Genomic DNA, 21,239 nt, shown 5'->3' with positions numbered 1-21,239 from the left:
TGGCTAAGTGGGAAAGCATGTGAGACTTCCAAAACAACCAGGAGGTTGGCTTAGAAGCAGCCATCCTTTAAAGATAGCGTAACAGCTCACTGGTCTAGTCAAGAGGTCTTGCGGCGAAGATGTAACGGGGCTCAAGCCATGAGCCGAAGCTTTGGATGCACAGTGATGTGCGTGGTAGCGGAGCGTTCTGTGATATAGAACGCTGCCTCCTTATCTCCTTCGGGAGTATTGGAGGCAATGTTCTGACTGTGAAGCCGGGCTGTAAGGCATCCGGTGGAGTGATCAGAAGTGAGAATGTTGACATGAGTAGCGACAAACAGGGTGAGAGACCCTGTCGCCGAAAGTCCAAGGGTTCCTGCTTAAAGCTAATCTGAGCAGGGTAAGCCGGCCCCTAAGGCGAGGCCGAAAGGCGTAGTCGATGGGAACCAGGTTAATATTCCTGGGCCATGTGGTGGTGACGGATTGCGAGGGTTGTTCACACTTATCGGATTGTGTGGGCCGCTTAGCAGTTCCTGGAAATAGCCCCACTATCGGACCGTACCCGAAACCGACACAGGTGGACTGGTAGAGAATACCAAGGCGCTTGAGAGAACCACGTTTAAGGAACTCGGCAAAATGCCTCCGTAAGTTCGCGAGAAGGAGGCCCCATTCTCACGCAAGTGAGGGTGGGGGGCACAAACTAGGGGGTGGCGACTGTTTACTTAAAACACAGGGCTGTGCGAAGCCGTAAGGCGACGTATACAGTCTGACGCCTGCCCGGTGCCGGAAGGTTAAAAGGAGGAGTGCAAGCTCCGAATTGAAGCCCCGGTAAACGGCGGCCGTAACTATAACGGTCCTAAGGTAGCGAAATTCCTTGTCGGGTAAGTTCCGACCTGCACGAATGGCGTAACGATCTCCCCGCTGTCTCAAACGTGGACTCAGCGAAATTGAACTGTGTGTCAAGATGCACACTACCCGCGGTTAGACGGAAAGACCCCATGAACCTTTACTATAGCTTCGCACTGGCATCAGGCATGTGATGTGCAGGATAGGTGGTAGGCTTTGAAACGGGGACGCCAGTCTTCGTGGAGCCATCCTTGAGATACCACCCTTCGCCTGCTTGATGTCTAACCGCGGTCCCTTATCGGGATCCGGGACCCTGCGTGGTGGGTAGTTTGACTGGGGCGGTCGCCTCCCAAAGTGTAACGGAGGCGCGCGAAGGTTGGCTCAGACCGGTCGGAAATCGGTCGTTGAGTGCAATGGCAGAAGCCAGCCTGACTGCAAGACTGACAAGTCGAGCAGAGACGAAAGTCGGCCATAGTGATCCGGTGGTCCCGAGTGGAAGGGCCATCGCTCAACGGATAAAAGGTACTCTGGGGATAACAGGCTGATGATGCCCAAGAGTCCATATCGACGGCATCGTTTGGCACCTCGATGTCGGCTCATCTCATCCTGGGGCTGGAGCAGGTCCCAAGGGTACGGCTGTTCGCCGTTTAAAGAGGTACGTGAGCTGGGTTTAGAACGTCGTGAGACAGTTCGGTCCCTATCTGCCGTGGGTGTAGGATACTTGAGAAGAGTTGCCCCTAGTACGAGAGGACCGGGGTGAACGGACCACTGGTGGACCAGTTATCGTGCCAACGGTAGTGCTGGGTAGCTATGTCCGGACAGGATAACCGCTGAAAGCATCTAAGCGGGAAGCCCCCTTCAAAACTAGGTATCCCTTGAGGGCCGTGGAAGACCACCACGTCGATAGGCTGGAGATGTAAGCGCGGCAACGCGTTCAGTTGACCAGTACTAATTGCCCGATTGGCTTGATTTGATCCGGTAGAAGCCAGACCTCTGGCTCCGATCATAATCAAAAGCTGCATAGCAACTTGACTTGAAATCATCGCTTCTTCCTCGGTTTGGTGGTCATAGCACGAGCAAAACACCCGGCTCCATTCCGAACCCGGCCGTTAAGTGCCGTCGCGCCAATGGTACTGCGTCTTAAGACGTGGGAGAGTAGGTCACCGCCAAACCTAGAAAGAAGCGATGAAAAATCATCTCTCAAACAACGATGACAAACAAAATCCCGATCGCAAACACAAAAAGCCCTCGGGAACGGACGCGGGATGGAGCACCCCGCAATCGCTACAAACTCTCCGCGAGAGTTTGCCTAACGCGATCGCCTCGTCAGGCTCATAACCTGACAAAAAGGCAAACGCTCAACGGACGCGGGATGGAGCAGCCCGGTAGCTCGTCAGGCTCATAACCTGAAGGTCGTAGGTTCAAATCCTACTCCCGCAACCAAAATCATGAAGTTAGATCAATACGTTAAACGCCGCCTTCGGGCGGTGTTCTGCGTCGTGCTAAGCCCCGTGGAAGCGCTGTGGAAGCAGCAGAGCGCGTTTGGCGAGTGTGGCCATGAAGCAACTCGGCCAATAGTGCGCGGCGGTGGCACAGCGATACAGGGCGAGCGACGCGCTTCGCTTTGTGATCTGGACGCATCCTGCTACCGTGCCTCTTTCCTTTCCTGCCGAAGGTCGCCGTATGCTTCAGAAAACCGTCTTCCCCATCAATCGCGTCCGCGTGCCTGTCAAGCGTGCCAAGACGCTCGACACTGCAAAGATGACCGCACTGGCCGAGAACATTCTCGAACACGGCCAACTTACTCCGATCAGGGTCCGCGCGGACGGGGAGAACTTTGTGCTGATCGAGGGCCTCCATCGGCTCGAGGCGCTGAAGGCGCTTGGCGAGGAAACGGTTGACGGCTACCTCGTCCATGCCCGCCTACACTAAGCGCTGCAGTCAAAGCTACTGGCTGGAGGCGCGGGCGTGGCCGGACACGACATCGAGGCAGCCCCGGGTGGCTTGGCAATGCGGTCACACTTCCGGCCTCCTGAAAGTGGTGCCAGGCATGGATGCTGCCCTGAAGGGCGGGGAGTTGCCGTTAGCTGCGCCGCGAATAGTTCTCTGCAAGACAGGCATAAAAGCGGCCATTCAAGCCCTAGCGGGCCGAAACCCAAATGTTGCGCTGCGCACCAAGGTCGGCTGTGCGCAGAAAGCGGGTTTTGCAAAGTTTGGCCGGTTTCCCGACAGCGGACCTTCGCGTAGCGGCGGCGAACGACGGCAGTGAGCCCGACTTTGCTAAAATGCTGCAATGCAAATAATGTCTGCTTGTGAAGTAGAACGATGCACTACCGTCCCCCATACTGATGCACGGCAGACAGAAGAGGCTAAGCGCAGCTTTGAGGAAGCAATATGTCTTTTGAAAAAATCGATCAGCTCTACAAACTGAGAAGTGAAGACCCTCAAGCTGCAATTTCCTTCTTGAGCGAGCTGGGCAGCAGTCCGGAGGAAAAAGTTGCAGCCGCCGTCGTGCTCGTCGATTGCGGCGACGCTATGAATGACTTTGCATAGGTCAGTAGAGGTGTCGAGCTCTTTGATGAGCTCGTAAAGACCGCCAAGCCCGATTCTGCTCTCTTCTATAATTTGGCAAATGGGCTTCAAGTCCGCTCACGCCTTGGACACGGCCCAATGTCTCCAATTGCTGGTCAAGCGTTTGAAGATCGCTTCCGTGCGAGAGTTCATTTTGGATCGGTCATGCGCGATAGCACGGCTTCTCATGAACTTAGGTCACAAGCATTGACCAATATTGGAATTCTTCTTCTGAGCACTTCTCGTTGGGTAGAAGCTCTTGATTGCTTTCAGAAAGCGCTGAAAATCTTGCCGCGTAACGGCGTCGCTGCATATCAGGAGATGCGACACTTGATGGGTCTCGCGAGGCTATTTTATCGTAAGTCAGAAGTCTATCAAACTTACTCTCATGTCGATACTCTTCTTGAGCGCGTTCGACAGCTTTCCGACGTGGTTTCATCTAACTATGACACCGTGGTGGAGTTTTCGGGGATAGACGCGTTGCCAACTGTTAGGAAAGCTGTTGAGGACGCAGCTAACATCAAACCTGGCCCTGAACAAATAATCGATAATCAATATTTCAAATTCGTAGACGCGAATGGATTGGCGTTATCGCTCCATTGCAGCGCTGAAGAGTATTTATCCGGCCGCTTTGATTTCCTGACTGTTCCATCCATACATGCGAAAGTATCAGACGGGCACAGGGTCCCTGAGATTTTCTCTATGATTAACGTGATGAAATCTGACTTCGCTTTCGCTCGACAGGTATATTTTGATGTACGAGAGTTCGATATTGACACGCCGTTCTTTGAAACAACCCCTCACGCAGATACTTTGGACTATGCCGTGTACGGTGTCCGCTTTTCTGCTCTGACAAGCGCACAACGCATTGCTTTCGATATCTTGGATAAGATTGCGGTTGCTTTGGCGTGCTATCTAGGAGTGAAGAAGGCACATGAAGCTAGCTTTTCCCGTGTCTGGGGCAGGACAGGAAAGGGTGGAGTATTCAGTTTGAACGAAGAGATCGCAGCCTCTTTCAGATTGGGAAACCCGGGTTTAATTGCACTCTATAATATTTACCATGACATTTCGAAAGATGATAGCCGAGGAGTCGGCTTTATGGAGGCACATAAGAGCTACAGAAATAGCTCAACGCACCGCTTTACAGTTCTTCATGATGATATGTTTCCCAACAACTATTCGTCTTTATCGTCGGCAGTGGACCATATGCATCTTCAAAGGTTTGAATGCCTAACTCTGGATTCACTTAAGCTGGCAAGAGCGGCGCTGTTTTATTTTGTAGATACAATCAACTTTGCCGAAGAGGCGAGCCGTACTGATAAGGGGGGTATTATTATATCATCAACAGTTCCTGACCATGACTACATTAGAGGTCGGTAATAGTTTGTTGGTGAAGTTTCGCATCCGAATCTGTCATTAGCGCAAGTGCAGCGAAAGCCCGCTTCGTCCCGCATCTTACCAGTTCACGACCCTCACGGCGAAGGTCAGCTATCACAAATTCGCGTCTGGAGCCGTGGGTCCGCTTTGGGCTGAGAGCGGTCATCTGGGGACCCCCTCAGGTGCCATTACGGTCAAGTATCGCGTGCTGCACCGCCGCAAGTCGGCTTCGAGCCCAAACTGACCGTGTTGTTCTTAGGAGACTTCGCACTTGCAGCGCGGAGGCGTCCGGCGCATTCGGCTCGGAGCTGCCGTTCATCATTGACGCCTTTGCCGCGATGCAGCTTCACCAAAACAGTCATTCGTGCATCGCGCAGCATCTTCGCAGGGGGGGGGAGGTCTGCAGTGCGGACGGAGTTGCTGTTCACACTGTCGCCATAATCCAGTGCCACAACGATTCAAAACCGTAAATGCGAAGATTGGACTTATCTTGGGCTCCCCAACGAAGCAGAGCGAAGATGTTGAGGCATTTTTAAAAAATTGTGCGGGTGTGTATCAGTATCGTCTGCGGTTTCGAAAGGCGGTGTTTTCGGTTGGGATCATATGCCTTCTTGGGGTTTCCCTCAGCGCTTATAATCTATTTTCGCATGATCAAAACTCGATTTATTCGACGGCCAAGATGAGTTTCTTGCTCGTGCTTGGGTCGTATTTCTTGTGGTCTTGTGTCGTTGTTGCACTAGGCTTCAAAGAGGTTAGGATTGACGAAGAAGGTATCAGCATCCTTCCATTCGGAATCCATCTTTCGCGTGACGAGATTGAAGAAATACGGCACAGCGAGAGCTTCGCTGGCGCGGGTGTAATCAAGTTAAACCTCAAGTCACCATGCTTTATATTTTATATGGGTGCATGGGCTTGGGGGCGAAAATTGACGATCGCGTTCAACAATCGCCTGCTGACACAGGCGCCAACCCCCACCTGATTGTGGTTCTGGGCTAAAACCGCATTTTTGACCCTATGGTGGGTCGGGGCTGAAGGGCTTAACCAAGTGCGTCGTTGCTTCCACGCCTAAGCCGACATTCAGGCTTAGAGCAGCGTTTGCTCGGCCCCAACTTCGACGCTGACGATTCAGTGTTCAATTTATGAATTCTGCGAAAATAAAAAAGCAGACCACCAAGCCAAGAATAGAAATCAACAGGCTTTGCATAAATCTTTTTGCAGTAAACATTTCCAGATACCATGTCTCATACCACCATCTCAAGTATCTCTTAAGCAAGCCACCCTCCCCATTTCCGAATTATTCCTCCGCGCACTGACAGCGCTACTATTCTCGTTATCCCCAAGTAGCGAACGGCACGTCAATATGCCCACATCTTGTATCGCATGAAAACATTTGCCGCCTAGTAAAAGTCATAAAACTTACTCATAAAATTAAGAACAGCAAACGACTGCCAGGAATTCATCACGGGGTAAAATAAATCATGCACATCAAATCCCTATACATTCATGCTTTCCAAAACCAACTTCGGCTTTCTAATCGCAACGAACAAGACAGAAGGCAAGGCAGACCACATACATGTCGTAATTAGCATCACCCACCAAAGGGGCATTCCGCGGAACCTGCGATCAGAATTAGCGAAGCTCGAATGAGCGTCGGAAAGCATGAAATACGCCCCCAACACTACCGCAAAACCGGAGAAAAGAAAGAACTTGGCGGAAAGTCGATCTCTGCCTGTGACAATCCGAGATCTAATCAAAATTTCTCGCATGGAGGCGACTAAGAATAGAAAAATTGCAACAAGCATGTAAAGAAGTGAAATAATCATATGCCCCGCATATGAATCGGCGACATTACGCATGCCGGGAGCTTCACGGAGAAGCAAAACGTCATTAAAAAAACCAAAACCAGAAAATAAATCTACGATTGATATCGGCAACAAATGAAATCCCACTGAATGAAACACGAGACTTCCGAACCAGAACGCGATCACCACTCGATGAAATGTAATTTCTGACCTGTTTAGAGAAGCGGAATCATTCTTCAAGCTTGATGCATCGCTCACAGTAAACTCCTACTTTCAAGAAGCAAATCAGCCTCTTCCGTGTTTTGATATTTTACCATCTTTCTTATAATATATATCATTCTAAAAATAAAAACTAGCGGCCACAGCAATAGAAAAGCCAGTATCCTGTTGGTAAACCTTGATGGCTCAGCCTGCCTCATGAATGCTAAGTAAAGACGCAAACCAACAGCCCAAGGAACAAACTCTTCACGATGCTTCTTCCAAGCGATCGAGGCTGAATTCGAAATGAATCTTCTCTTCACCACCTAAATCCTCTGAGCAATGCCCTTGATGATCAGTAAATATTGCCGAATTCAAGCTTAATTGACAGCATTCATGCATCAACAAAAAATTTCGCTCATGTATCGCAAAACGTGTTGCACTGCTCTCCGCCCTTCCAGCTGCGAGGCTGAAAAACAGCAGAAAGCCGACATTCGGCAGAAGCGCAGCGAACGGCTGCTTCCCGCCCTTCCTCCCGGACGACCGTGCCGGCGCAGTATAAACTGAGCGCGTGCGGCGAACGGCAGGAAGGTCCGCTCTGCTGTCATTCGAGGGACAGAGATGCTGCGTGATGCGCGAATGGCCGCTATGGTGAAGCTCCGCCGCAGTGATGACCAATCTGGCAAATGTCCGGTCAAGGCCCGTTTGCATTGTTCAGCGCTAAGAACGCCGCGATTCTGCAATCTCCGTTTTCTGCGCTTCAGGCTCCCGCAATCGGGATGACGCACGGGTGGATTTCAAGGCGACCCTACCGAAACCGATACCGCGAAGCCGCTTTTGCCAACCGCTCGTCCATTGGTACTGGGTGCTCGCGCGTCTCGTCTCGCATGGTAGCAAGGCGCTGCTTTGCGAAGGTGAAGAAGGTCTCCGCATCGGTGACGCCCTCAGCGGCTGCCCGTGAAACAAGAAGGCCGAGTAGCTGCCCGTCCAGCATTCGCTTGTGCTCTTCTCGGTTTGCCTCCTTCACGTCACTCGCGAACACGCCAGAGCGCTGCTCTTCCAAGCCTTGACCTGCAGCTGCAGTGACAGCCTCCCAGAGCTCGTGGAGAGGCCAGCGCGAGCGGTTCCGGTCGGCGCTGACGATACAGTAGCGAATGCGCTGGTAGGCGTCCGTAAAGGCGTCGCCGACCATCGCATCAAGATCAGCCCAGCTGCGTATCTCCCAGCGATTCCGCAGCTGCTTGGAGCCAAGGCGCATCTCGAAGCGCCACGCTCGACTCTGGTCCGGATCGGCCAAGTCGAGGGGAGGGCGCCCAGCAGCGGTGCGGTTACGGTTCCAGATTGTGAGCCACCCCGCTTTGCCCTTGGCGATGACTTCCGCGCGCTTGTCGTAAATCACGAGTTGGCGGTTAGCGACGGCACCGGCGCGCAGGCCCATGACGCGCGGACCTGTGCCATGTGTCTCGGTTTCGTCCACGCCGGTCCAAGTGGTGACGCGCGTGCCCTGAGGCGCCACCAGCGCCTCGCGCTCCGGCTCAAACCAAGGTGCGAGAATATCAATCGCGAAATCTACCCGTGACACCCGCAATTGCGTTTCCGCATAGGGGATGCCGAGCGCGGCCATACAGTGTTCGAAATGCTGCTGTGCGGCCTCCAACCCACCCGTAGCGAGCAGGAAAGCCCGGAAGTCGACAGTGACGCCGGGATTGTTCTTGGGGCGGTTCTCTGGGTCGAGGAAGTACCACTCTGCCCCGTACTCCCCAGTATGGGCAGAGAATGCCATTCCGCCGCTGCGTCGGACCGCTAGGGCAATTCCGTCGCGCTCGATGATGGAACCAGCGTTGGTGCGGACCGCTTCGGCTTTCGCTGCGACCAACGCTTCGCGCAGCTCCGGGGGAATGTCGGTGGTGATCGTAAACTTCAGCCCATCGAACCCACGATGCAGGATTTCTGCGTTCATTTGCTCTGACCTTCGCCTTCGTATTTGTGGAGGGGGGTGTTACAAGTCCCCCCTCCTTGCCGCTCCGCCGTTTTCGAGGCCCGCTTCGCGGGCTGGGCGGGCGCATTGCGCCCTTAGATGTGCCTCCGGCGGGGCAGCTTTTCTTTTGGGGCCGGGCGCGGGCGCCCGGCAGGAATGGGTGGAGAGGTTGCGCCCAGCATGTTCAGGGGCGCGAAAGCGGCAGGGAAAAGGCGCGAGACCCTGAGACCTCGCGCCTGAAGAGCCATCCGGCCCCAAAATCCCGCGCGGTGCTGCCAACCCCAACGCGGGCAAAACTCATATGGTGGCGCCTTGGCTGGTACTGGCCCGGCGCCGTGCTTCGATCCATGCTGCCAGATCGCGACGCCGGTAACGTACCGAGCGGCCCGGCTTGTAGAACTGCGGCCCGAAACCGGTCAGCCGCCATTTCTGCAGCGTACGCACGCTTTGACAAAGGTAGTCGGCCGCCTGTTTTTCATCGATCAGCTTGTCGAGGTGGTCAGGATTTCCTGCATGTTGATCCCGTATCTCCTGCATCGCATTTGCCTCCGTTCCTTCAATGCGCTTGAGGCAAGCTAGGGCGTAAAGGAGGCTTCGATCAAACAAACCTAATGTCGGAATTGTCCCCCGAAACGGGAGTCATTTGTCTGAATCTGGGACATCGGCGTTTGAAGCCAGCTCTCCGTCTTCGGGCTCATCAGCAAAATGATAGCGGACCTCTAACGAGTTTCGGGTGAGCATTTCTTCGGAGAGTGCGCGGCGTATCTGACTGCCCAAGGCGTTGTTCGTCTTGGCCGCTGCAGGATCGAATTTCCAGATTACCGCAGCGGCGAAACGGAAGAACGCGCCGTCATATTCTTTGCTCGGCGCATCGTAGGTGAAGCCTTCATAAGCATCGGTCAGTGTGTGGCGTTCATAGATCCACGCCAGATCTTGGATCAGTTCGACCAGAGGTCCATTCACCGGTCGGCCTCTTTTGGGCGCATCGGGATGTTGCGGGAACGCACGGACGGCAAGTTCGAGGATTTGCGCAATCTTGTGAACGTGGTCCGTCGAAAACTCCCTGTAGAAGGCAATTTCCTTGGGAGCAGGTTTTTCATCGAAGGTTTCGTATGAAGGTTCTTGTCCGAGGCCAAGGGCAATGCCGTGTTCGACGTCAATAAAGTTCCCTTCGCCCATCTCGTTGAAAGTTTCTGACAGTGCGTGGGCGTGCTTGTGCAGCTCCTTGAGGACCGCATGGCGTTCCGCAAAGGTCGTGGGGTCTCCATCGGTATGAGCTTGGTTCTCATAAACCTCGAGTGCCCGCGAGATCGCGAATATTGGATCATCGTCTTTAGAGACGTGTGCGCCGTCACTCAGGCCGAGGATCTTGTAGATTTCGAAAATATCCAGATCGCGCTGCTCAGCGATTTCATGTTCCTCGCCCACGTAAATGTCGGATACCCAACCCCATGCCGGTTGAACTTTGCGCGCCATATTTTTTGCCTCGCCTTGGGTGCATTATGTTTAGATCTGCGATCCTACCTCGCCCGCCTAACGTTAGGGCGTGCCATGTCCATCCTTAGACCCGCAGAGGTGCCTAACGTTATGTAGGCCATTTCCCGAATGCGACAGTCAGCTCACCACCCGTAACGTAAGGCCCCGATCTGCGGGCGCGCCAATGGCCGCGCTCAGCTGGGCGGCGTTCTCCTCTGCGGCCCGGTTCACGGGATCATCGGCGAGGTGGGCATAACGCATCGTGGTCTGCAGCTGGGTGTGCCCGAGCAGCCGCCCGACCATTTGGATCGGCATGCCGGAGGACACTGCGTTGGACGCATAGGTGTGCCTCAGGTCGTGAATGCGCACATCTGGAAGACCCGCTCGGTCTCGGATACGCCGCCACGGGTGCTGGAAATCGGTAGCGTAGCGCCCCTCGACCTTCCCGACGATAACGTAAGGGTTGCCCGGCACACGGGGCAGGGCGGTCAGTACGTCGCGCGCCACATCGGGCAAGGGGATACGCCGGGCGCCGGTTTTGCTGTCGGGCAGCTCAATGCCGCGAGGCGTAATGTACTCCCACTTGAGGGTCTGGATTTCGTTCAGCCTACAGCCGGTAAGGAGCAAGAGCCGGAATGCGGCGACTATGTAAGGCGTCTCCGAGCCTTCGGCCTCCACGGTGCTCAGTGTGGAGCCCAGCCGCTGCAGCTCCGCACCGGTCAGGTAACGTTCGCGTTTCTGCTCTCGGTACTTCGGGACATGGCGGCACGGATTGGAGCCGTCGGGGCGCAGCCCCCAGACCTCGGCCAGATTGAACATCTTGGACAGCACGCCCAGCGTCCGGTTCGCCTGATAGGGAATATGGCGGAACTTGTGATGCAGCTCGGAAATGTCCTTCCTCTCCACGTCCACCACCTTGAAGGCGCCAAGAGCGGGCTTGATGAAGAGCTCCAGCGCCCGCTTGTATTCCTTCTGGGTGCGGGGTTTGCAGCGTTCTTCCACATGGGCCGCCATGAAGCGGTCGCAGAGCGCCGCCACGGTCGGTGCGCGGCGGTGCTGGGAGATTTTCTCGGCAGGGTTGTCGCCCTTCGCCACGAGCCCCATAACCTCGCGCGCCTTAAGGCGTGCCTGATCTGCGGTGATGTTCCCGTGCCGCCCGAGCGAAACGCGGCGCGTGCGGCCACCTTTACGATACTGCGCTTGGTAGGTCTTGGCGCCCGAGCGCAGCACCCGAAGGCCGAAGCCTTTAATTTCGGTATCCCAGACAAAGTAATCGCTCTCTCTGGGCAGCAACGCATCAACGGCCCGCTTGGTCAGTTTCGGCATGGTCATCCCCTTCTCCGGGCTGCTTCCGTGGAAGCACTGTGGAAGCAGCCGTGCTCGAATTCTGGGGTAAGGGGTAGAGCTGCGGCGCAAGGCGGATCAAGGAAAATCAAGCGCAGTCAATAAGATAGGGTAGATCGTCGCGTTGCGGAGTAGACCGTCGAAAAGGCCCGAGGCCAACTCATAACCTGAAGGTCGTAGGTTCAAATCCTACTCCCGCAACCAACAATCCAAAACAATATCAAACGCTTAGTCTCGCTCCCCGCGGGGCTCTTTGCGTTTGAGATGGCCTTGCTGCAGACCTCACCCCTGCTCTGACCGCAGCCTCCGCAGTATGCCCCAGGCTCCCGGGATGTGGGAGGCCGGGGCGCACCGCTCGCCTGTAGCCGAGATCAGACCGTGCGCATCAGCCGCAGGGCATCGTAGATTGCTGCATGGGTGTTGCGCGCGGCGACGGCGTCGCCGATGCGGAAGAGCTGATAGGCGCCGTTCGGATTTCGCGTGACCGATTGCGGCTGGCCGGCGATCAGGGCTTCGTAATCGACTTCGCCCTGATTGCTCGCGTCTTCGCGCAGATCGAAATAGATGTCGTCGAGCGGGCGGGTGCCGTGATTGACGACGACCTGATCGACCTGCCGCTCGCGGGTGAAAGCGCCATAATCGCTGCCGACGCGCGCGACCAAGCCGTTTCCGGCCTTCGCCACGCCGGTCAGTTTCCAAAGCACGGTGAAGGTCGCGTCGCGGGCCTGCAATTCGCGCAAAGACGGGGTCAGGGACATCGCCATGACCTCGGAGGAGAAATTGCGGTCGCGCGTCATGATTTCGACCTTGGCACCGCTGGCGGCGAGGGTCTCGGCGGCCTGCAGGGCGGCGTAGTCTCCGGCGTCATCATAGATCAGCACGTTGCTGCCGGGGCGGGCGTCTCCCGAGAGGATGTCCCAGGACGAGACGACGAGATCGTCGCCTGCGTCCAGCACCTCGGTATGCGGCAGCCCGCCGGTCGCGATCACGACGACATCGGGCTGTTCTGCGCGGATGGTGTCCGCGTCGGCATAGCTGTTGAACCGGAAGCTCACGCCGAGACGCTCGCATTCCGCGAAACGCCATTGGATCAGCTGGATCATCTCGTGGCGGCGCTTGGATTGCGCGGTCAGGCGCACCTGTCCGCCGGGATCGTTGGCGGCCTCATGCACGATAACCTCATGACCGCGTTCGGCGGCCACCCGGGCGGCCTCGAGCCCCGCCGGACCGGCCCCGACGATGACCACGCGGCGCGACGCATCGGCCTTCGCGATCTCATGGGGGACTTCCAACTCGCGCCCGGTCGAGGGGTTGTGCAGGCACAGCGCCATGCCGCCCTGATAAATCCGGTCGAGGCAGTAATTCGCGCCGACGCAGGGGCGGATACGCTCTTCTTCGCCGCGCATGATCTTGGCGACGATATGCGGGTCGGCCATATGGGCGCGGGTCATGCCGACCATGTCGAGCTTGCCCTCCGCGATCGCGTGCCGCGCGGTGGCGACATCCTGAATCTTGGCGGCGTGGAAGGTCGGGAACTTGGTGGCTGCGCGGATCTCTCCGGCGAAATCCAGATGCGGCGCGCTGCGCATGCCCTGCACCGGGATCACATCGGTCAGGCCCGCATCGGTGTCGATATGGCCCTTCACCACGTTGAGGAAATCGACCATGCCGCTGTCTTTCAGACGCTGCGAGATTTCCAGCCCCTCTTCGCGGGTGATGCCGCCGGGCAGGTCCTCGTCGCCGGTGTAGCGCACGCCCACGATGAACTCCTCGCCCACACGCGCGCGGATCGCTTTGAGCGTGTCGAAGGTGAAGCGCAGACGGTTCTCCAAGCTGCCGCCATAGGGGCCGTCCAGATCGTTGGTCAGAGGCGACCAGAACTGATCCATCAGGTGGCCATAGGCTTGCAGCTCGATCCCGTCGAGCCCTGCCGCTTTCATGCGTTCGGCGGCGTCGGCGTAGTCCTCGATGATGCGCGCGATGTCCCAATCCTCGGCCTTCTTCGGGAAGGCCTTGTGCGAGGCCTCGCGTTCGTGGCTCGACGAGACGACCGGAAGCCAGTCGGCCTTGTCCCAGCGGGTGCGGCGCCCGAGATGGGTCAGCTGGATCATCACGGCGCAGTCGTGCTCGTGGCAGGCATCCGTCAGCTCTTTCATCCAGCCGACAACCTCGTCTTTCCAAGCGAGGATGTTGTTGAAGACCGGCGGGCTGTCGCGGGCGACGGAGGCGGAGCCCGCCGTCATCGTCAGCGCCACGCCCGCGCGCGCCCGCTCGACATGATAGGCCCGGTAGCGATCCTTGGGCATCCCGTCCTCGGGGTAGGCGGGCTCGTGGCTCGTGATCATCAGGCGGTTCTTCAGCGTCAGATGCTTGAGCTGATAGGGCTGCAGAAGCGGATCACTGGACATGGGCGGACTCCTTGAGGTCGGGTCTTGAGGGTAGGGGGCGTCAGGCGTCGATCGAGACGTCGCCGATCGGGTTCGAGCAGCAGGCGAGAACGTAGCCTTCCTCGATCTCGTCATCGGTGATGCCGCCGTTGTGGACCATGTGGACCTGACCGACCTTGGTCTTGATCTTGCAGGTTCCGCAGACCCCGAAGGTGCAACCCGACGGCAGCGGCACGCCCGCAGCTTTCGCGGCGGCCAGCAGGGTTTCGGTCTCCTTGATCTTTGCGGTCTTGCCGGATTTGGCGAAAGTGACCTCGACGGCGGCATCCTCGTCGGGGGTCACGTCGTCTTCGGGCTCGACGGGGCGATCGGCGATCGGGGCGTTGAAGCTCTCCTGATGGTAGTGGTCCATGTCGAACCCCAGACCGGTCAGCGCCTCGCGCACCGCGCGCATGAAAGGCTCGGGGCCGCAGCAGAACACCTCGCGCTCGAGATAATCGGGGGCTGCGAGGCCGAGGATGAGCTGGTTCAGTTGCCCCTTGATCCCGGTCCAGGGCGCGTAGCGATCCTGTTCCTCGACCACCCAGGTCAGCGCGATCCCCGGCAGGCGCGAGGCCATGTGCTCCAGCCGCTCGCGGAAGATGATCTCCGATGGACGGCGCGCGCAGTTGATGAAAACGATGTCCGGGTCGCTGCCCGCATCATAGAGTTGCGTCGTCATCGACATCATCGGGGTGATCCCGGAGCCTGCCGAGATGAACAGGTATTTCGACGCCGGATGGACGACGTTCGAGAACATCCCCGCCGGTCCCAACGCCTTGATCCGCATGCCGGGGCGCAGATTGTCGAGCATCCAGCGCGTGCCGAGCGAGTCCGGCTGCGCCTTCACCGTGACGGTGAGCGAGGTGGGGCGCGACGGCGAGGAGGAGATCGTGAAGGTCCGGTGCAGCGGGCCGCCCGCCACCGGCAATTCCAGCGTCACGAACTGCCCGGCATTGAAGTGGAACAGCGCCCCCGAGGGCGGGCGAAAGGTGAAGCTCGCCGTATTCGGGGCCTCGGGCAGGAAGTTGACGCATTCCAGCGGTTCGTCATCGGTCCAGAACTGAAGGAGCGGTTGAGGATTTGCAGCCATGAGCCTACTCCGCCGCGACGCTGCGCGGGGCAATCGCGCGGGTCATGGTGTCGGCATACCAGTCGACGAACTGGATCACGCCCGATTCCCAATCCGGGCTGTAGGGCCCCGGCGTATAGGCCGGAGAATTGATGCCGCGCTGGTTGTCCTCGACGATCTCGCGATCCTGATCGTTGGTGGCGATCCAGACTTCGGTCAGGCGATCCAGATCGTAATCCACGCCTTCGACCGCGTCACGATCCACGATCCAGCAGGTCGTCACCTCGGTTTGCGTCGGGCTGATCGGCATCACCCGGAAGGTCAGCGTGATGTCGGGCAGGAAGTGGTTCCAGGTCGACGGGTAGTGGAATTTCAGCAGCGAACCGGCATCGGGCAGGGCGACGCGACCGAGGGGACGCCGCACTGCCGCCTGACCGTCCATCGTGTAGCTGACGGCATTGTCTTGCAGCGGCATCCGCGCCAGACGGTATTGGCCGTCGCCACCCAGTCGGAATTGCGCTGGCGCGCCGGATGCCTCGCAGCGGTCGAAATGCCCCTGAAGCCGGGCCGAGATCGAACCATCGGCGGAGACGCCCGCGACTTCCGGGTCGAGCGGGAAGGAGTTGCACAGCTCGGGGTGGTTGCTCGAGCAGTGATAGCATTCGCGGTTGTTTTCCCAGACCAGCTTCCAGTTGCCCTCCTCGATGATCGACGAGGTGAAGGCGACCTTGCCCCGGTGCAGGTCGTGGACCTCCAGATAGGGGCGCGCCATCGCGGCGAAGGCTTCGAAATCCGGGGCTTCGTCGGCCAGACAGATATAGATCAGGCCGCAGAGATCGCGGGTCTGAACGGCATGCAGGCGGTGCTCTTTCGGGTCGAACTCCGGCCCCATTTCGCGCGCCCAGAGCAGGCTGCCATCGAGATCGTAGGTCCATTGGTGATAGGGGCAGACGAGCTTGGCCACGCGGCCTGCGGAGGCCTTGCACAGGATCGAGCCGCGGTGGCGGCAGGTGTTGTGAAAGCCCCGGATCTCGCCGTCGCTGCCCTTGACCAAAATGACGTCATAGGCCCCGATCTTCAGGCGTGCATAGTCGCCGGTCTTGACCAGCTGGCAGGTCGGGATCGCATAAAGCCACTCGCGGTAGTAGATATGCTCGAGATCCGCCTCGAAGATGCCCGGGTCGGTGTAGAAGGCCCGGTCGAGCGAATATCCGGGTTTGCGATGTGCGAGCAGATCGGCAAGAGGAGGTGTCACGGACGCGGCCTTTCCTATCCAAGCGTGATTTCACCTCATTTCAAATTTGCTTTTCTACACCGCTCAATGGCATAAAAACTCATCATGGATGAGTTCAGTTCATCTTTGTAATATTTCGACGCAGAATGGTTCGAAACCGACATCATGCAACGTCCTTATGATCTGCCCTCGCTCACCTCGCTGAATTGTTTTGAGGCGGCTGCCCGAAAATTAAGCTTCAAGGCGGCCGCGTCGGAGCTGAACGTGACCCCGACCGCCGTCAGCCATCAGATTCGGGCGCTCGAGACCGAGCTGGGCCAAGATCTGTTCCGGCGCCAGCACCGCGGCGTCGAACTGACGGAGGCCGGGGCCTATCTCTTCAATGCCGTGCAGCGCAGTTTTGAGGCGATATCCGACGTGGTCCGGGATATGCGGGGCCCTGCCGCGGAGGATGACGTGATGGTGCTCGCCTCGACCGCGGTCAGTTCTTTGTGGCTCACGCCCAGATTGTCAGAATTCTGGCTGCATCATCCTGACATCAACGTCTCGCAGATCGTGAGCGATGCCGCCGACCTCGACGCGATCGTCGATCTGAGCCTTCACTATGGCGTGTTGCCCGAGGGCGACCAAAGCTGTGCGCAGCTCTTTCAGGATCGCATTTGCGCGGTCAGCTCGCCGGGTTTTGCCGAGCATCATGCAATACGCTCCGCGCGGGACCTGTACTGTGTCCCGCTGATCCATGTCACGCGTGAGCGTCATCCCTGGACCGAATGGCCCGATTGGCTGTCCGAGCTTGCCTGTCCGCAACCGACAGGCAAGCGGGTTACGGTCAACAATTACATGATCGGGCTTCAAATGGCGAAGGAGGGCATGGGCGCCTTGCTGGGCTGGGACGGCCTTGTGGGGCACCTCATCGAAGCTGGGGAGCTGGTCACGCTGGGCACGGAAAGCGTCGTGTCGCCCCAGTGTTTCTACATCAAGACCCACCGTCGAGCATCCGCGAAGGCGAAGAAATTCCGCGACTGGCTCGTCGCGCAAAGCGCCAAGGGGGAGGGCGGCTGACCCACGACGCCCGCGTCGAGCTGACGGCTATCCAGCACTGCAAGGCCCCCCGGTTGACCCTGATGGGTCTTCCGTGTCAGGCACGCGACCTTTCATGATGCACCTCGGCGCGCCTGTGCCGGGCCCAGCCGAAGGAAGGACACATGGCACTCACCCTCCGTCGCAACCGCGAGCGCGACCTGACCCCCTTGGCGGCGATGCTGCCGGACGCGGAAATCCCCTTGCTCAATCCCAATGCGAAAGTTCCCTTCGATGAGATGGAATGGCATCGCAAATGGCTTGGAGAGCATGAGGATGTCTCCTTCTACCTTCAGGATGCTGCGGGACGGGATGTGGGGTTTTTCGCCCTGCGCGAGGGTGTCGGGCCGGAAGTGCGCCACCTCACCTATGTCTATCTCGTCGAAGAGGCGCGCGGGGGCGCTGGCGCGGAGCTGACGGAACATGTGGAGCAGGCGGCGCGGGACCTTGGGGCGCTGACCCTGACCTTGAAGGTGGAGCTCGACAACGCGCCCGCCCTCAACGCCTATCTCTCGGCGGGCTACGAGGAGCTGTCGCGTCGTCAGGGCATGGCCACGATGCGGCTCGATCTGGAGGAACGGCGCGCCGTGTAAGCGGTGCGTGGCCCGCGCGCGCCACAAGCGCCGTCCGTGCCGTCCGGTGCCGGGGGCGCAATAACTCGCCCCCGTCAGCCTGAAAGCCATCTACTGATAATGCAGGGCGTCAATCGGATCGAGCCGGGCCGCCCGTCGTGCAGGGAAGTAGCCGAAGACCATCCCCACCACGGCGGAGAAGCCGAAGGCGAGCGCGATGACGTCCAGGCTGGGCGAGAAGGGGATCGCCATGATCTGCGCCGCGACATAGGCGAGGCCGAGGCCGAAGAGGATCCCGATGATCCCGCCCAGAACCGACAGCACCACCGCCTCGACCAGAAACTGCATCAGGACCTGATGGGCCTGCGCGCCGACCGAGAGGCGGATGCCGATCTCGCGGGTGCGCTCGGTCACCGAGACCAGCATGATGTTCATGATGCCGATCCCGCCCACGAGCAGGCTGACCGCCGCGACGGAGGAGAGCAGGCCGGTAAGAACCGAGTTGACCGAATTGAGCATCGAACTCAGTTCGGCCATGTCGAAGACCGAGAAATCGTCGTCTTCGCCGATGGCGATGCGGCGGCGCTCGCGCATCAGAGCCTCGATGTCGGAGGTCGCCCGCTCCACGGAGGCCGTCCGGGCCACCTGAAGCGAGATCGAAGAGACGTCCTGACTGCCCATCAGCCGCCTTTGCACCGTTCGGACCGGCATCAGCACGAGGTCGTCCTGATCCTGCCCGAAGGACCCGGCGCCCTTTGATTTCAGCACGCCGATCACCTCGCAGGAGATCGACTTGATGCGGATTTTCTCGCCGGTCGGATCGGTCGCGCCGAACAGGGTTGTCCGCACGGTCTCGCCGATGATGCAAAGATTGGCGCCGCTGCGATCCTCCGCCGGGGTGAAGCTGCGCCCGAGCGCGATCGTCCAGCCTCCGATCTCGAGATAGGGCGACGTCGTGCCGGTGATCGATGTCGTGCGATTGTTGTTGCCGAAGACCACGGTCGCTCCGGTCGAGACGACAGGCGCGACGGCCGAGAGGCTGCTGAGGTCCTCCAGCGCTTCTGCATCCGAGAGCTTGAAGGGCGGCGCGGTATCGCGCGATCCGGGCCCCATCATCCGCGCTCCCGAGCGCAGGACCAGCACATTCGTCCCGAGCGATTCCACATTGGCCGAGACCTGCTCGGAGGAGCCTTGCCCGACGGTCACCATCGCGATGACGGCGGCGACCCCGATCACCACGCCCAGCACGGTGAGAAAGGACCGAAGCGCGTTGCGGATGATCGCGGTCAGTGCGAGGCGGATGGTTTCCCAGAGCATCATAGGGCTCCTTCGTGCATCTTTTCGTCGCGCACGACGCGACCGTCGGTGAAGACGACCAGACGGGAGGCATAGGCGGCCATGTCCTCTTCATGTGTGACCATCACGATGGTCAGCCCGGACTCGCGGTTGAGGTCCTGCATCAGGTTCATGATCTCGACGCTGCGTTTGGTGTCGAGGTTGCCGGTGGGCTCGTCGGCGAGCATCACCATCGGCTCGCCCGCAAGCGCCCGCGCGATGGCGACGCGTTGCTGCTGACCGCCCGAGAGCTGCGACGGCGTGTGATCCTCGCGCCCCTCAAGCCCGACCCGCGCCAGCGCCTGACGGGCCCGCGCCACACGCTCGGCCTTGCGCATCCCCTTGTAGATCAGGGGAAGTTCGACATTTTCCAGCGCGGTGGTGCGGGGCAAAAGGTTGTAGCCCTGAAAGACGAAGCCGAGGTAGTGCCGGCGAAGAAGCGCGCGTTGATCGCGGTTCAGGGTCGCGACCTCGACACCGTTGAACAGGTAGTTGCCCGCGGTCGGCCGGTCGAGACAGCCGATGATGTTCATCGCGGTCGATTTTCCCGACCCCGAGGGCCCCATGATCGCGAGGAATTCCCCCGGTTCGACGCGAAGATCGACGCCATCGAGGGCGCGCACGAGGGTTTCGTCGTGGCCATAGTGGCGCTCGATCCCGCGCAGCTCGAGAAGCGGCTCACTCATCGCGACATATCCCGCTGATCGGTGATGACCTGATCGCCGACGGCCAGATCGCCCGCGGTGACGATCGTGAACTTGCCGTTCGTCGCCCCCGGCGTGACCGCCACTTCGACGGGGGTGCCGTCGCGAAGAACCCAGACGGATTTGCCGCTCGCGGTGCCGCTCTCCGAACTCGGTCGGCTCGGTATCACGAGCCCGATGAGCCCGCTCGCGCCATTGCCCGCATCTTCGACCTCTTGCGGGGGCGCGTAGCGCAGCGCCGCATTCGGGATCAGCAGCGCGTCCTTGGCCTCGTCCACGGTGATCGTCGCCGTCGCGGTCATGCCGGGGCGCAGGAGAAGATCGGAGTTGTCGACCGCCAGCACGCCCTTGTAGGTCACGACATCGTCGGTGGTCTCGGGGGCGTAGCGCACCTGCGTGATCGTCGCCGGGAAGGAGCGACCGGAATAGGCGTCGACGGTGAATGTCGCGTCATTGCCGACCGCGACCTGACCGATATCCGCCTCGTCGATATCGACCAGCAACTGCATCCGGCGCAGGTCCTCGGCCAGCGTGAACAGGGTGGGCGCGGACAGCGAGGCGGCCACGATCTGACCGGCCGAGACATTGCGGTCCAGAACGACGCCATTGATCGGGGAGCGGATCACCGATTTCTCCAGATCGTCCTTCTCCAATGCAAGGTTCGCCTCGGCCAGCGTCAGCGACGCTTTCGCGGCCTGAACGGCGGCCACGGCGCGATCGCGCTGCGCGATATAGGTGACGAAGGTGCTATGGGTCGAGACGCCGCGCCGGTCCAGTTCGGCTTGTGTCTCATAAAGCGCCGTCGCTTCTTTCTGGGTGGCCTCGGCCTGCGCGAGCTGCGCCTTGGCGGCGGCAAGCGCGGCTTCGGCATTGGCGACCTGCGCCTTGAATTTCGTGTCGTCGAGCCGCGCGAGCACCTGACCCACTTTGACCTCGTCGTTGTAATCGACATCGATGCTATCGAGCGTGCCCGACAGCTCCGAGGATACCTCAACCTCCGTCGTGGGCTGCACCGTGCCGGTCGCGGTGACCGTGACGGTCAGATCGCCGCGCGTGACGGCTTGCGTCACATAGCTCGTGCCGGTGGTGTCGCCGGAGGGCGCAAGCCAGAGCCACGCGCCGATCGCGATCACCACGGCACCCGCGCCGAAAGCCCAGAGTCGCCAAGGGCGTCCACTCTTCGCAGTGGACAGCATTTGTTCGATTTCGTCGCGGCTCTGGCTTGGCATAGGTCTTCCGTTCCGG

General features: G+C 59.0%; 17 protein-coding genes, 1 tRNA gene and 2 rRNA genes (1 of these 20 only partly in view). 8 read left to right on the top strand and 12 right to left on the bottom strand.

The window, feature by feature from the left end; translation table 11 throughout:
- From AXZ77_RS11780 to AXZ77_RS19385, 6 genes are all read left to right on the top strand, one after another.
- A 23S ribosomal RNA gene (locus AXZ77_RS11780) occupies positions 1-1,798 on the top strand; it begins 1,034 nt to the left of the window's first position.
- A gap of 84 nt (positions 1,799-1,882) precedes the next feature.
- Positions 1,883-1,997: ribosomal RNA gene (rrf, locus tag AXZ77_RS11775) — 5S ribosomal RNA — on the top strand.
- A gap of 194 nt (positions 1,998-2,191) precedes the next feature.
- Positions 2,192-2,268 (top strand) — tRNA-Met (locus tag AXZ77_RS11770).
- Positions 2,269-2,508: 240 nt separating this feature from the next.
- Positions 2,509-2,757 (top strand): ParB N-terminal domain-containing protein, encoded by a 249-nt coding sequence (locus AXZ77_RS11765; RefSeq protein WP_098411297.1) that lies wholly within the window; start codon positions 2,509-2,511, stop codon positions 2,755-2,757.
- A 462-nt stretch (positions 2,758-3,219) separates the two neighbouring features.
- Positions 3,220-3,378: a hypothetical protein gene (locus AXZ77_RS19600; protein ID WP_176536034.1), complete on the top strand. Its 159-nt coding sequence runs from the start codon at positions 3,220-3,222 to the stop codon at positions 3,376-3,378.
- Between the two features lie 117 nt (positions 3,379-3,495).
- Positions 3,496-4,776, top strand: a complete 1,281-nt coding sequence (locus AXZ77_RS19385) for an LA2681 family HEPN domain-containing protein (RefSeq protein ID WP_141536269.1) — start codon at positions 3,496-3,498, stop codon at positions 4,774-4,776.
- Positions 4,777-6,266: 1,490 nt separating this feature from the next.
- Here the strand turns inward: AXZ77_RS19385 and AXZ77_RS19380 are convergent.
- The 9 genes from AXZ77_RS19380 to AXZ77_RS11720 all read right to left on the bottom strand — a co-directional run bounded on the left by AXZ77_RS19380 (position 6,267) and on the right by AXZ77_RS11720 (position 16,324).
- Positions 6,267-6,833, bottom strand: coding sequence for a hypothetical protein (locus AXZ77_RS19380; RefSeq protein ID WP_141536268.1), 567 nt, complete (start codon positions 6,831-6,833; stop codon positions 6,267-6,269).
- 207 nt (positions 6,834-7,040) lie between these two features.
- Positions 7,041-7,451 carry a hypothetical protein gene (locus tag AXZ77_RS19375; RefSeq protein ID WP_141536267.1) on the bottom strand — a complete coding sequence of 137 codons (411 nt, stop codon included), beginning with the start codon at positions 7,449-7,451 and terminating at the stop codon, positions 7,041-7,043.
- 130 nt (positions 7,452-7,581) lie between these two features.
- Complete coding sequence (locus AXZ77_RS11750) at positions 7,582-8,733, bottom strand: hypothetical protein (RefSeq protein WP_098411294.1); 1,152 nt, start codon at positions 8,731-8,733, stop codon at positions 7,582-7,584.
- Positions 8,734-9,048: 315 nt separating this feature from the next.
- A complete protein-coding gene (locus tag AXZ77_RS11745) occupies positions 9,049-9,288 on the bottom strand; it encodes an AlpA family transcriptional regulator (protein ID WP_176536033.1) in 240 nt (79 codons plus the stop codon).
- 102 nt (positions 9,289-9,390) lie between these two features.
- The gene (locus AXZ77_RS11740; protein WP_098411293.1) at positions 9,391-10,227 is read right to left on the bottom strand and encodes a hypothetical protein; all 837 of its coding nucleotides are present in this window, start codon (positions 10,225-10,227) and stop codon (positions 9,391-9,393) included.
- Between the two features lie 138 nt (positions 10,228-10,365).
- Complete coding sequence (locus AXZ77_RS11735; protein WP_098412531.1) at positions 10,366-11,553, bottom strand: site-specific integrase; 1,188 nt, start codon at positions 11,551-11,553, stop codon at positions 10,366-10,368.
- Positions 11,554-11,942: 389 nt separating this feature from the next.
- Complete coding sequence (locus AXZ77_RS11730; RefSeq protein ID WP_098411292.1) at positions 11,943-13,979, bottom strand: NADH:flavin oxidoreductase; 2,037 nt, start codon at positions 13,977-13,979, stop codon at positions 11,943-11,945.
- Between the two features lie 40 nt (positions 13,980-14,019).
- Complete coding sequence (locus AXZ77_RS11725) at positions 14,020-15,090, bottom strand: hybrid-cluster NAD(P)-dependent oxidoreductase (RefSeq protein ID WP_098411291.1); 1,071 nt, start codon at positions 15,088-15,090, stop codon at positions 14,020-14,022.
- Positions 15,091-15,094: 4 nt separating this feature from the next.
- Positions 15,095-16,324 (bottom strand): aromatic ring-hydroxylating dioxygenase subunit alpha, encoded by a 1,230-nt coding sequence (locus AXZ77_RS11720; RefSeq protein WP_098411290.1) that lies wholly within the window; start codon positions 16,322-16,324, stop codon positions 15,095-15,097.
- Between the two features lie 144 nt (positions 16,325-16,468).
- On the opposite strand from AXZ77_RS11720, the gene AXZ77_RS11715 reads away from it, so the two are divergent.
- Positions 16,469-17,365, top strand: coding sequence for a LysR family transcriptional regulator (locus tag AXZ77_RS11715; protein WP_098411289.1), 897 nt, complete (start codon positions 16,469-16,471; stop codon positions 17,363-17,365).
- A 143-nt stretch (positions 17,366-17,508) separates the two neighbouring features.
- Positions 17,509-17,976: an N-acetyltransferase gene (locus AXZ77_RS11710; RefSeq protein WP_098411288.1), complete on the top strand. Its 468-nt coding sequence runs from the start codon at positions 17,509-17,511 to the stop codon at positions 17,974-17,976.
- 90 nt (positions 17,977-18,066) lie between these two features.
- Here the strand turns inward: AXZ77_RS11710 and AXZ77_RS11705 are convergent, their stop codons facing one another.
- From AXZ77_RS11705 to AXZ77_RS11695, 3 genes are read right to left on the bottom strand one after another with little or no spacing between them, the layout of a single operon-like run.
- Positions 18,067-19,272 (bottom strand): ABC transporter permease, encoded by a 1,206-nt coding sequence (locus AXZ77_RS11705; protein ID WP_098412530.1) that lies wholly within the window; start codon positions 19,270-19,272, stop codon positions 18,067-18,069.
- Positions 19,272-19,976 (bottom strand): ABC transporter ATP-binding protein, encoded by a 705-nt coding sequence (locus tag AXZ77_RS11700; protein ID WP_078541903.1) that lies wholly within the window; start codon positions 19,974-19,976, stop codon positions 19,272-19,274. Before AXZ77_RS11700 ends, AXZ77_RS11705 begins: the two co-directional genes overlap by 1 nt.
- Positions 19,973-21,190 carry an efflux RND transporter periplasmic adaptor subunit gene (locus tag AXZ77_RS11695; protein ID WP_255266486.1) on the bottom strand — a complete coding sequence of 406 codons (1,218 nt, stop codon included), beginning with the start codon at positions 21,188-21,190 and terminating at the stop codon, positions 19,973-19,975. The genes AXZ77_RS11700 and AXZ77_RS11695 overlap by 4 nt, the downstream gene beginning before the upstream one ends.
- Positions 21,191-21,239 lie beyond the last annotated feature (49 nt).

Origin of the sequence: Thioclava sp. ES.031 (assembly GCF_002563775.1) — a bacterium.
GTDB lineage: Bacteria > Pseudomonadota > Alphaproteobacteria > Rhodobacterales > Rhodobacteraceae > Thioclava.
The sequence above is the reverse complement of the archived record's forward strand: the minus strand, read 5'-3'. Positions and strand labels throughout refer to the sequence as shown.